The 10840-nt window shown below is 68.5% G+C and carries 14 protein-coding genes and 1 pseudogene; 9 read left to right on the top strand and 6 right to left on the bottom strand.

The genetic code is table 11. From position 1 onward, the window contains the following. Window positions 1-789, top strand: a 789-nt coding sequence (locus A5757_RS13615; RefSeq protein WP_156618385.1) for an HNH endonuclease signature motif containing protein, incomplete at its 5' end; no start/stop codon positions are given. A gap of 20 nt (window positions 790-809) precedes the next feature. On the opposite strand, the gene rnhA is transcribed toward A5757_RS13615, so the two are convergent. After that, the gene (gene rnhA, locus A5757_RS13610; RefSeq protein WP_066834974.1) at window positions 810-1277 is read right to left on the bottom strand and encodes a ribonuclease HI; all 468 of its coding nucleotides are present in this window, start codon (window positions 1275-1277) and stop codon (window positions 810-812) included. Beyond that, on the bottom strand, window positions 1274-1927 hold the full coding sequence (locus A5757_RS13605; protein WP_066834973.1) for a glyoxalase: 654 nt from the start codon (window positions 1925-1927) through the stop codon (window positions 1274-1276). Before A5757_RS13605 ends, rnhA begins: the two co-directional genes overlap by 4 nt. Window positions 1928-1987: 60 nt before the next feature. On the opposite strand from A5757_RS13605, the gene A5757_RS13600 reads away from it, so the two are divergent. After that, window positions 1988-2908, top strand: coding sequence for an AEC family transporter (locus A5757_RS13600; RefSeq protein ID WP_066834972.1), 921 nt, complete (start codon window positions 1988-1990; stop codon window positions 2906-2908). Here the strand turns inward: A5757_RS13600 and A5757_RS13595 are convergent. From A5757_RS13595 to A5757_RS13580, 4 genes are all read right to left on the bottom strand, one after another. Further along, window positions 2905-3396 (bottom strand): DUF4383 domain-containing protein, encoded by a 492-nt coding sequence (locus tag A5757_RS13595; RefSeq protein ID WP_066834971.1) that lies wholly within the window; start codon window positions 3394-3396, stop codon window positions 2905-2907. The two genes, A5757_RS13600 and A5757_RS13595, sit on opposite strands and share 4 nt — an antisense overlap. A gap of 34 nt (window positions 3397-3430) precedes the next feature. After that, window positions 3431-3820 carry a hypothetical protein gene (locus tag A5757_RS13590; protein WP_082929463.1) on the bottom strand — a complete coding sequence of 130 codons (390 nt, stop codon included), beginning with the start codon at window positions 3818-3820 and terminating at the stop codon, window positions 3431-3433. Between the two features lie 37 nt (window positions 3821-3857). Continuing rightward, entirely contained in the window at window positions 3858-4619 is a 762-nt protein-coding gene (locus tag A5757_RS13585; RefSeq protein WP_066834980.1) for an SDR family NAD(P)-dependent oxidoreductase, read from the bottom strand. Window positions 4620-4686: 67 nt separating this feature from the next. Next, window positions 4687-5553: an LLM class flavin-dependent oxidoreductase gene (locus tag A5757_RS13580; protein ID WP_066834965.1), complete on the bottom strand. Its 867-nt coding sequence runs from the start codon at window positions 5551-5553 to the stop codon at window positions 4687-4689. A gap of 85 nt (window positions 5554-5638) precedes the next feature. Between A5757_RS13580 and A5757_RS13575 the strand changes: the two genes are divergently transcribed. The 7 genes and pseudogenes from A5757_RS13575 (at window position 5639) to A5757_RS23675 (ending at window position 10811) form a co-directional block, all read left to right on the top strand. After that, window positions 5639-5911: a DUF4235 domain-containing protein gene (locus A5757_RS13575; protein WP_066834979.1), complete on the top strand. Its 273-nt coding sequence runs from the start codon at window positions 5639-5641 to the stop codon at window positions 5909-5911. Then, complete coding sequence (locus tag A5757_RS13570) at window positions 5912-7630, top strand: thiamine pyrophosphate-requiring protein (protein WP_066834963.1); 1719 nt, start codon at window positions 5912-5914, stop codon at window positions 7628-7630. It begins immediately after the preceding gene. Between the two features lie 36 nt (window positions 7631-7666). Then, on the top strand, window positions 7667-8719 hold the full coding sequence (locus A5757_RS13565) for a YihY/virulence factor BrkB family protein (protein ID WP_066834962.1): 1053 nt from the start codon (window positions 7667-7669) through the stop codon (window positions 8717-8719). Between the two features lie 31 nt (window positions 8720-8750). Then, complete coding sequence (gene cobF, locus A5757_RS13560; RefSeq protein WP_066834961.1) at window positions 8751-9488, top strand: precorrin-6A synthase (deacetylating); 738 nt, start codon at window positions 8751-8753, stop codon at window positions 9486-9488. Window positions 9489-9508: 20 nt separating this feature from the next. Continuing rightward, complete coding sequence (locus A5757_RS13555) at window positions 9509-9901, top strand: phage holin family protein (protein WP_066834960.1); 393 nt, start codon at window positions 9509-9511, stop codon at window positions 9899-9901. Between the two features lie 16 nt (window positions 9902-9917). Then, window positions 9918-10163 (top strand): annotated as a pseudogene (locus A5757_RS23680) (DNA-formamidopyrimidine glycosylase family protein); the annotation flags it as partial. 180 nt (window positions 10164-10343) lie between these two features. Continuing rightward, complete coding sequence (locus A5757_RS23675) at window positions 10344-10811, top strand: zinc finger domain-containing protein (protein WP_231983981.1); 468 nt, start codon at window positions 10344-10346, stop codon at window positions 10809-10811. The last annotated feature ends 29 nt before the right edge of the window (window positions 10812-10840 follow it).

The raw sequence follows: 10840 nt of genomic DNA, 5'->3' as shown, positions 1-10840 counted from the left end.
ACCCCCGAAGCGTGGGCGGTGTGGGAGGTCATCTTCGCCAAGTACGCCGCGCCGGGGATGTGCAATCCCGACGACCCGGAGCCCTGCACTTCAGGAACACCGTCACAAGCGCAGATCGACAACGACCACCGCAGCCTGGCCCAACGTCAACACGACGCGATGCTCGCCGTCGGGCGGATCGCGCTGATGAGCGGCGAACTCGGACACCTCAACGGACTGCCGGTCTCGGTCATCATCCGCACCACTCTGCAGGACCTGGAGTCCCGCGCCGGTGTCGGCACCACCGGCGGCGGCACCGTCATACCCATCGCCGACGTGATCCGGATGGCCGGCCACGCCAACCACTACCTCGCGGTGTTCGACGGCGCGACGGGATCGGCGCTGAACCTGTTCCGCGCCAAACGCATCGCCTCTCCGGCGCAACGGATCATGCTCATCGCGCGCGACGGCGGATGCACCAAACCGGGCTGCACCGTGGGCGCCTACGGCTGCCAAGCCCATCACGTGGACACCGACTGGTGCGACGGCGGCAACACCAATGTCGACGAACTCGGCCTGGCCTGCGGGCCCGACAACCGCAGCGTCGACCAGGACGGCGGCTGGACCACCCACATGAACGACCACCGCGAGGTCGAATGGACCCCGCCAGCCGGATTGGACACCGGTCAGGCGAGGCTCAACTACTACCACCGCCCCGAACGGCTGCTAGGCCCGGAGGACGAACAGGAACACACAGATGAACCGGGCGAACCCGGCGGACCCGCACCGCCCGAAGACCAAGCGGCCTGACGGCGGGTACAAGCTGCCGGTCACCGGGCAAGGATGCTGGCAGCCTCGACCGCTTCCTGCATTCCCCGGGTCGCCAGCTGATCGGCCAACTCGTTGTCGGCGACGCCGGAATGTCCCTTGACCCAGAACCATTCGACCTGATGCCGGGCGCAGGCCGCCTGCAGGCGCCGCCACAGGTCGGCGTTCTTCACCGGTTGCTTCGCCGACGTCATCCAGCCGTTGCGTTCCCATCCGAGAATCCACTTGGTGATGCCGTTACGGACGTAGGTGCTGTCTGTGTGCAGATGCACGACCACAGGTCGGGTCAGCGCCTCCAGCGCCATGATGGGTGCGGTCAACTCCATCCGGTTGTTGCTCGTCGCGCCGGGCTCCCCGCCGCACATCTCGCGGACGTGTTGACGCTGGCGCAGCACCGCACCCCAGCCACCGGGGCCCGGGTTGGGCCGGCATCCGCCGTCGGTGTGGATGACGACGACGTCTTCGGTCATGCGGTGAGGATATGCGGCGAGATCAGCGCGGTGGGGACCGACATTCCGTAGGCGCGGTGCCGCAGCGTGGTGATCCGCCGTCCGGGCTGCACCGCCTCCTTCACCGGCGCGATGCGGTCACCGAAGTACCGCGCCGCAGCGTCGATGTCGTCGACGACGTAGGTGATACCCCACAGCGTCGACGGCCCGTCGCCGGCGGTATCCGGCGCACCGACGACCTCGAGGATCACCTCGCCGAGCCGAAAGAAGATCTGACGGATCGGTCGTCCGCCGAGCCGGGCGTCGCGCTCTCGCCGCGGCTCCAGCCCCACGCCGGCGAGCGCCTCGACGGTGCGCGACAGATCCGCTGACATCAAGACGAGGTGATCGATCGCGGTGACGCCGTTCGGATGCACCGTCGGCGCCGGTGGATCCGCATCCGAACGCATGGTCGGGATGCCGTCCAGCGAACCGTCTCTCGGAAGACCCCGCAGCGACCATCCGACGATGCCGGCGCCGGGCGCACCGCGCAGCCGGATACGGACACCGCCGACGCGGCACACCGCATCCGCATCGACGTGGAAACCCGCCCGCTCCCAGCTGTCGGGTGCGTCGGCGACCTCGATCTCGACGACGGAGACGGTCCCTTGTGTCGGCAACGGTTGGTCCATGCCTCGAATGTCCCATCCTCGGGCTGGTTCGGCGACGGACCCGCCGAGTACGGTTCCCCCGTGCTCGCCGTCCTCGAAGCGTTCGCCGTCATCGGTGTGGTGATCGGCGTCGGCGCCATCGTCGGACGCACCGGCGTTCTCGGCGACAACGCCCGCGTGGTGCTCAACCGGGTCGCCTTCCACGTCGGCGTTCCCGCCCTGCTGCTGCTGACGTTGTCTCGGGCCACGCTCGACCAGATCTTCTCGCTGCCGCTGCTGGTGTCCGCGCTGGCCACCGTCTCGTCTTTCGGATTGTGCTTCGCGGTCTTCGCCCTGGTGCGTCGCCGCAGCAGGGGCGATGCCACCATCGCGTCCTGGACCGGTTCCTATGTCAACGCGGGCAACCTCGGTATTCCGTTGAGCGCCTACGTCTTCGGCGACACCACGACCGTCTCGGCGATCCTGCTGTTCCAGGCGGTGCTGATGGCGCCCGTCGGGATCGCGATCCTCACCTCCGACATCACGCCGCGGCCGTCGGCCGGTCGTCAGGTCCGCGAGTTGGTCACCAACCCGATCATCGCGGGCAGCGCCATCGGCCTGGTGCTCGCCGCCGCGAACCTGGAGATCCCCCGTCCGTTGGTCGGTCCGTTCGAACTCCTTGCCGATCTGGCGATCCCGACCGTGCTGCTGGCGTTCGGTATCTCGCTGACCGCGGGCATCGGCGACAAGGCGCGGGCCGATCGGGTCGACGTCGGCATCGCCTCGGCGGCGAAACTTCTCGTCATGCCCGCGTTGGCCTTTGTGCTCGCCCGCTGGGTGTTCGGTGTCGACGACGATCAGGTGCTGTTGGTGACGGTGCTGGCGGCGCTGCCCTCCGCGCAGAACATCAACGCCTACGCGTCGGTGTACCGGCGCGGTGAGTCGCTGGCCCGCGAGGTCACCCTCATCACCACCGCGGCGTCGGTGCCGGTGATCGTCGCCGTGGTGGCCGTACTGGGTTAGCCCGGAAGGTGGCGCCGATCGTTGGGCGCTGTGCGCGGCACTCGGCCCAGCGCCACTCCGAGCGCGACCATCCCGACCCCCAGCCCGAGATGCAGCCAGTTGTCGGCGGTGTTGACGGGCACGAAGTTCGCCGGCGAATCGTGGTCGATGAGCATTCCGTACAGGAACAGCAGCAGATAGGTGACGCCGCCGCCGATCAGGAAGAACCGCGCTCCGTTGAACGTCCCGTGTAGGGCCAGCCCGAGCACCCCGAACAGCAGGTGCACCGCGTTGTGCAGTCCGGAAACCTCGAAGAGCCCGAGCAACTTCGCCTCCGAGTGATGGCCCGCGAACGTCAGCGTGTCGTAGTTCGTGGTGATGCCCGGGATGAAGCCCAGGATGCCGACCAGCAGGAACACCGCACCGACCGCCGCGGACGCCTTCTGTACGGTCGCCTTGCCCGCCGTCGGGGCGGCTGCCGGTGTGCCTTGGGTGCCTGGAGTGGCCATTCAGATTCCTTCCCTCGTGTGCTGACGGAGTCCGCTACTCCGGTTTGAGTACCCGGGCCAGCCCCTCGCAGTCGGCGACCGTCACCGTGAGGTTGGGGTGGCGTACCCGTCCGGTCGGCTCGATGCCGGGCACCGGCACCTCGAACAGCACGCACACCCCGCGATCGCCGTTGGTGGCCAGCGTGATGCCGCGGTCGGCCATCGACATCCGCGCGCCACCGGCGGTGCGGACGAACGAGAACGGGCCGGTGACGCGCACGGCGACGATGTTCTCCAGCGACGACTCCACGTGCCACGGACCGAAGAAGCAGATCAGCCTGCCGTCGTGGACCACCACCTCCGAGGTCGACGGGTGGATCCCGAACGGTGCGGCAGCGAGCTGATAGGACCGGGTGAACGCGAAGGGGAAGGTCTGATCGGTCACGCCACCGGCTACCCGCGTCGATCCCGCCGTAACCGGTTCAGTTGATGGTGACGCCGCCGTCGACGACGACGGTCTGCCCGGTCACGTAACCGCCGGCGTCCGAGACCAGCCACACCAACGTCGCCGCCAGTTCCTCCGGATCGCCCATCCGGCCCAGCACCACCCGCGGCATCATGCTGTCGAGGTAGCCCGGCCGGTACTGCTCGGTCATCTCGCTCTCGAAGAAGCCCGGCGCGATGGCGTTGACCCGGATGCCCTTACGGGATCCCCACTGCTGTGCCAGATCTCGCGTCAGCCCGGCGATCGCGGCTTTGCTCGCGCTGTAGGCGGCCTGGGGCAGCGCCGCGGTCGTGATGCCGAGGATGCTGGAGATGTTGACCACCGAACTGCCGGGCTGCATCACCCGGCCGCAGGCCTGGGCCGCCCAGTAGGACCCGTTGAGGTTGACATCGACGACGGCCCGGAACTCCTCGGGCGTCTCGCGCGAGGCCGGCACCGCGGTGCCGACGCCCGCGTTGTTGATTAGCACGTCGACCCGGCCGAACTCGGTCATCGCGGCATCCACCATGGCCTGGCACTGCGCCGGGTCCGAGACGTCGGTGGCCACGGTCAGCGCGCGGCGGCCGGTCGCGCGGACCAACTCCGCGGTCCCCGCCAGTTTGTCGGCGCGACGCGCGGCGAGCACCACGTCGGCGCCGGCCTCGGCGCACCCCTTGGCGAACGCCACTCCCAGACCCGAGGAGGCGCCGGTGACGATGACGACCCGGTCGTCGAGACGGAACTTGTCCAGAACAGCCATGACGTCATCCCACCACACGGGTGTTGACGGCTGTCAACGCCTCTGGGATCGACCCGTACCCGGCCGGTCAGACCTTGGAGATCACGTTCTCGGCGAACCACTCGAGGTTGCGGATCTTGGCGTCGAGGGGTTCGGTGTCCGGGCCGGTGATGTAGGGGATGCGGAAACCGACGATCACATCGGTGACGCCCTTGTCCTCCAGGCGTTTGACGCCGTCGACGGTGAAGGCGTCGACCGAGATCACGTGGATCTCGAACGGGCCGGTCTGGCCCTGTTCCTCACGGAACCTGTTGAGCTTGGCGATCAGCGCGTCGAGTTCCTCCGGATCGCCGCCGCCGTGCATCCAGCCGTCGCACCGCGCCGCCCGCCGCAACGCGGCGTCGGCGTGGCCGCCGACCAGAATCGGCACCGGCTTCGTGGGGGCAGGTGTCATCTTCGTCTTTGGGATGTCGTAGAACTCGCCGTGGAACTCGAAGTACTCGCCGGTGGTCAGGCCGCGGATGATCTCGATGCACTCGTCCATCCGCTTGCCGCGCTTGGCGAACGGCACGTTCATCAGCTCGTAGTCCTCCTTCCACGGGCTGGTGCCGACGCCGAGTCCGAGCCGGTTGTCGAACAGCGCGGCCAGCGACCCGGCCTGCTTGGCCACCAGGGCGGGCGGCCGGATCGGCAGCTTGAGGACGAAGAAGTTGAACTTCAGCGTGGAGGTCACCGCGCACAGAGCCCCCGCGAGGACGAAGGACTCGATGAACGCCTTGCCGTCGAGGAACTCCCGGCTGCCATCGGGGGTGTACGGATACGTCGAATCGGATTCGTACGGATAGGCGACGCTGTCGGGAATCGTCATCGCGTGGTAGCCGGCCGCTTCGGCAGCCTTGGCCAACGGGATGTAGTAGGTCGGGTCGGTCATCGCCTCGGCATAGGTGAACCGCACAGCGCCTCCTCTTGTCGTTGCCCCGAATACTAGAACCTGTTCTAGTTCCATGTTTGAAGATTCGGCCCGAGGGAACGAGACCGGCGTGAGTGCCGCGAAGCAGTTGTACAAGCCCCTGTCCGTCGCCAGCAGCGTCCTCGGCGGTCTGCTCGCCGGCAAGATCTTCACCGAGGTCTACCACCGGGTGAACCCGTCCGGCGGGGAGCCGCCGGATCCCACCGACCTGTCGACCTCGACCCGCGACATCTTCATCGCCGCCGCGGTCCAGGGTCTGATCGTCGGGGTGGTTCGCGCCGCGCTGGCTCGCGGGCAGGCCAAGGGCTTCCATGCCATCACCAAAGAGGACCCTGAGGTCTGAGTGTCCGATCTGGTCGCCGACGCGCTCGTCGCCCGACTGCGCGACTGGGACGTCGAACGGGTCTTCGGATACGCCGGTGACGGCATCAACACCCTCCTCGGGGCCATCCAGCGCGCCGGCGCACCCGAGTTCGTCTCCACCCGGCACGAGGAACTCGCCGCGTTCGCCGCCTGCGGCCACGCCAAGTACACCGGCAAGGTCGGCGTCTGCACGGCCACCCAGGGACCCGGCGCCATCCACCTGCTGGCGGGTCTCTACGACGCCAAGCTGGACCGGCGGCCGGTCGTCGCCATCGTCGGCCAGGTGGTCTCGACCGCACTGGGCAGCGGTTACCTCCAGGAGGTCGACCTGCACGCGCTGTTCAAGGACGTGTGCGGGCAGTACGTGCAGACGGTTTTCGCGCCCGAGCAGGCGCTGATGGCCCTGGACAACGCCATGCGCACCGCGATCGCCACCTCGACGCCGACCTGCCTGATCATCCCGCACGACGTTCAGCAGGCGGAGATGCCCGACGAGTTGCAGCACAGCCACGGTGTGGTGCCGTCGTCGGCGGTGTCCGCACGGGGCCACCTGACGCCCGCCGAGGAGCAGCTGCGCCGGGCCGCGGAGGTGCTCGAAGCCGGCGAGAAGGTGGCGCTGCTCGTCGGCCGGGGTGCGGCAGGCGCCACCGAGGAGATCGCGCGGCTGGTCGAGCATCTCGGTGCGGGAGTGACGGTTTCGCTATTGGGCAAACCGGTCCTCGATGAGGGCGAGCCCTGGCACACCGGCGTGATGGGGCATCTCGGCACCACCGCGAGCGCCCATCTCATGGCCGAATGCGACACGCTGCTGATGGTGGGCTGCAACGACCCGTGGACAGAGTTCTATCCGGCGCCCGGTCAGGCCAGGGCCGTGCAGATCGACATCGAACCGAGAGTGGTCGGAGCGAAGTATCCTGTCGAGGCACCCGTGATCGGCGATGCGGCACTTGCCCTTTCGGCCCTGCTGCCGATGCTGGCGGAGAAGAAGCGCGGCTGGCAGCAGCAGGTGCGCGAGTGGACGCGGCGCTGGCACGACGAAGCCGCCGCCCGCGCTCTCGTACAGACCTCCGACGCCAACCCCGAAGCCGTGGTGCGGGCACTGTCGGACCACCTGCCTGCCGACGCGCGGGTCGCCGTCGATGTCGGATCATCGGTCTACTGGTACGCCCGGCACGTGCGGCTGCCGCGGGGCGTGCCCGCCCACGTCTCCGGCTACCTCGCCTCGATGGGCTGCGCGCTGCCGTACGGTCTGGCCGCGAAATACGATGCACCGCAACGGCCGGTGGTCGCCCTGATCGGCGACGGCGCAATGCAGATGAGCGGTCTGCTCGAACTGGTCACCATCGCCGACCGGTGGCGGTCGTGGGACGATCCGCGCTTCGCGATCCTCGTCCTGCACAACCAGGACCTCACCGAGGTGTCGTGGGAGCAGCGCGAGATGGAGGGCAATCCGCGCTTCGACGCTTCCCAGGACGTCCCGTCGTTCCCGTACGCCGACTACGCCGAACTGCTCGGCCTGCACGGGATCCGGATCACGTCGTCCGACCAGGCCGACGACGCCTGGCGGCGCGCGCTGAGCGCCGACCGGCCGACCGTGATCGAGGCGATCGTCGACTCCACACCGCTGCTGCCTCCGCTGATGCCGGAAAGCAAGATGGAGAAGGTGATCGGCGCGCTGGCGCGGGAGGACGGCGCCTGACCGTTTCGGCGCCGGGCGGCCCGGGTATCGACCGGTATGGCCGAGACCGAAACCGTGGACCGGGAACGCATGCCCGATCCCGACGACCCACGGAAACCCGATTCGCCGGCCGATCTGACCAAACGATCGTGGCTCTACATCCTGCGCAAGACCGCCCGCGAGTTCACCCAGGACCAGTGCACCGATCTGGCGGCGGCGCTGACCTACTACGCCGTGCTCTCGCTGTTCCCGGCGCTGCTGGTCGTCGTGTCGCTGCTCGGCGTGTTCGGGCAGGGCCGGCGCACCACTGACGCCGTGCTCGAACTGGTCGGCGATGTCGCCCCCGCCTCGACGGTGGACACCCTGCGGCCGACGATCGAGCAGCTGGTCGCCGCGCCGTCGGCCGGCGTCGCCCTGGTGATCGGCATCGTGGGCGCCCTGTGGTCGGCGTCGGGTTACGTCGGGGCGTTCGGCCGCGCGATGAACCGGATGTACGAGATCGACGAGGGCAGACCGTTCTGGAAACTGCGCCCGCTGCAGTTGGTGCTCACCCTGGTGGCGCTCGTGCTGGCCGCCGCAGTGGCGTTCATGCTGGCGGTCAGCGGACCGATCGCCGAGGCGGTCGGCAACGTGATCGGGCTGGGCAGTCAGGCGGTGACGGTGTGGAACATCGTCAAGTGGCCGGTGATCCTGCTGTTCGTGGTCGCCGTCGTGGCCGTGCTCTACTACGCGACGCCCAACGTCAAGCAGCCGAAGTTCCGCTGGATCAGCATCGGCGCCGCGGTGGCGATCGTCTGCTGGGTCGTCGCCTCGATCGGGTTCGGTCTCTACGTCTCGAACTTCGCCAGCTACAACAAGACCTACGGCACGCTGGCCGGCGTCGTCGTGTTCCTGCTGTGGCTGTGGATCACCAACCTGGTGCTGCTGTTCGGCGCCGAACTCGACGCCGAACTCGAACGCGGCCGCCAGCTGCAGGCGGGTATGCCCGCCGAACGGGAACTGCTGCTGCCGCCCCGGGACGACCGCAACGTGAAGAAGATGGCAGAAGCGGAGGAGAAGGACGTCAAGATGGGCCGGACCCTGCGCCGCAGCAGGGGCCGCGACAGCTAGCCGGCGCACCCCGTCGCGCATACTCGCTTGCGTGACCCGACGGATTCACGTCATCGGTATCGGCGCCGGCGACCCGGACTACGTGACCGCCCAGGCCGTCTCGGCGCTCAACGACACCGACGTCTTCTTCGCCATGGACAAGGGCGAGACCAAAGACGACCTGGTGGCGCTGCGCCGCGACATCTGCGCGCGGTTCATCGACGAGCCCACCTACCGCTTCGTGGAGCTGCCCGACCCGAAGCGCGCCACGGACGGCGAGTACCGCACGGTCGTCGCCGACTGGCACGCCGAGCGGGCCCGGCGGTGGGCAGCGGCCATCGAATCCGAACTCGCGCCGGACGGCGTCGGCGCCTTCCTCGCCTGGGGCGATCCGTCCCTCTACGACAGCACCCTGCGCATCCTGGACCTGGTGGCAGAGCACGTGCCGTTCGAGTTCGACGTGATCCCCGGCATCACCGCGATCCAAGCGCTGACCGCGCGTCACCGCATTCCGCTCAACGACGTCGGCGAACCCGTGCTGGTGACGACCGGCCGGCGGCTGCGCGAACAGGGGCTGACCGGCTCCGCAGTGGTCATGCTCGACGCGGACTGCTCGTTTCGCACCTGTGCACCGGAGACCCGGATCTGGTGGGGCGCCTACCTCGGCACCCCCGACGAACTGCTCGTCGCCGGCACCGTCGGCCGCGACGGCGCGCACATCGCGGAGTTGCGGGCTCGCGCGCGGGAGCAACACGGCTGGATCATGGACACCTACCTGCTGCGGGCCTGAACCTGGCAGGATCAGTCGGTATGGCCTTCTTGCTGCGCGCCGCGCTGACCGGCGTCGCACTGTGGATCGTCACCCAACTGATGTCGGGTATCGAATTCGTAGGCGGCGACTCGACGTGGGCGCGCGTCGGCATCATCTTGGTCGTCGCCGTGGTGTTCGGCCTGGTCAACGCCGTCATCAAGCCCATCGTGCAGATCGTGTCGATTCCGCTGTACATCCTCACGCTCGGCCTGTTCCACGTCGTGGTGAACGCGCTGATGCTGTGGCTGACCGCCTGGATCACCGAGCACACCACGCACTGGGGGCTCTACATCGACGACTTCTGGTGGACCGCGATCTGGGCGGCCATCCTGCTCTCGATCGTCAGCTGGCTGCTGTCCGTCGTCACAGGCGGCCTCACCGCCGACCGATGACCGGCACACTGGAACCATGCCCGAACTGCCCGAGGTCGAAGCTCTGGCCGACCACCTGCGCCGCCACGCCGTCGGCCTGACGATAGGACGCATCGACGTCTCGGCGTTCTCGGTCCTCAAGACGTTCGACCCGCCCATCACCGCCCTGCAGGGCCGCGAGGTGACCGACGCCCACCGCTGGGGGAAGTACCTCGGCCTGGCCGCGGGGGAGCTGCTGCTCATCACGCATCTGTCGCGGGCCGGCTGGCTGCGTTGGTCGGACAAGCTCGCGCCGGGGCCGCTCAAACCGGGTAAGGGGCCGATCGCGCTGCGGGTACACCTGGGCACGCCGGGGGAGTCCCTACGGCCGGATGTCGCCGCCGGGGCGGCTCCGGGTTTCGACCTGACCGAGGCAGGCACCCAGAAACGGCTGGCGGTCTGGCTGGTGGACGATCCGGCGAAGGTGCCCGGCATCGCCGCCCTCGGCCCCGACGCCCTGGAGCTGACCGCCGAGGACCTCGGCCGCGTCCTGGCCGGGCAGACCGGAAGGATCAAGACCGTCATCACCGACCAGAAGGTGATCGCCGGTATCGGCAATGCCTACAGCGACGAGATCCTGCACGTGGCCCGGCTGTCGCCGTTCGCCACTGCGGGCAAGCTGACAGACGCGCAGCTGGCCGCCCTGCACGACGCGATGATCTCGCTGCTGACCGATGCGGTGTCGCGGTCGGTCGGACAGCAGGCCGCGACGCTGAAGGGGGAGAAGCGTTCCGGGCTGCGCGTCCACGCCCGTACGGGGCTGCCGTGTCCGGTGTGCGGCGACACCGTCCGCGAGATCTCGTTCGCCGACAAATCGTTCCAGTACTGCCCGACATGTCAGACCGGAGGCAAGGTGCTGGCCGACCGGCGGATGTCCCGACTGCTCAAGTGAGAGCTTGCCGATACGCGGGCTGGGTATCC

Source organism: Mycobacterium sp. 852013-51886_SCH5428379 (genome assembly GCF_001665575.1).
Classification (GTDB): domain Bacteria; phylum Actinomycetota; class Actinomycetes; order Mycobacteriales; family Mycobacteriaceae; genus Mycobacterium.
Note: the sequence above shows the minus strand (reverse complement) of the source record. Positions and strands in the feature narration are given on the sequence as shown.

Bases quoted from the DNA above. Each gene is read 5' to 3' on its own strand.
- A5757_RS13595 (WP_066834971.1), bottom strand. From the start codon at position 3,396: ATGGCCACTCCAGGCACCCAAGGCACACCGGCAGCCGCCCCGACGGCG.
- A5757_RS13605 (WP_066834973.1), bottom strand. From the start codon at position 1,927: ATGGACCAACCGTTGCCGACACAAGGGACCGTCTCCGTCGTCGAGATC.
- A5757_RS13555 (WP_066834960.1), top strand. From the start codon at position 9,509: ATGGCCTTCTTGCTGCGCGCCGCGCTGACCGGCGTCGCACTGTGGATC.
- rnhA (WP_066834974.1), bottom strand. From the start codon at position 1,277: ATGACCGAAGACGTCGTCGTCATCCACACCGACGGCGGATGCCGGCCC.
- A5757_RS13585 (WP_066834980.1), bottom strand. From the start codon at position 4,619: ATGGCTGTTCTGGACAAGTTCCGTCTCGACGACCGGGTCGTCATCGTC.
- A5757_RS13565 (WP_066834962.1), top strand. From the start codon at position 7,667: ATGGCCGAGACCGAAACCGTGGACCGGGAACGCATGCCCGATCCCGAC.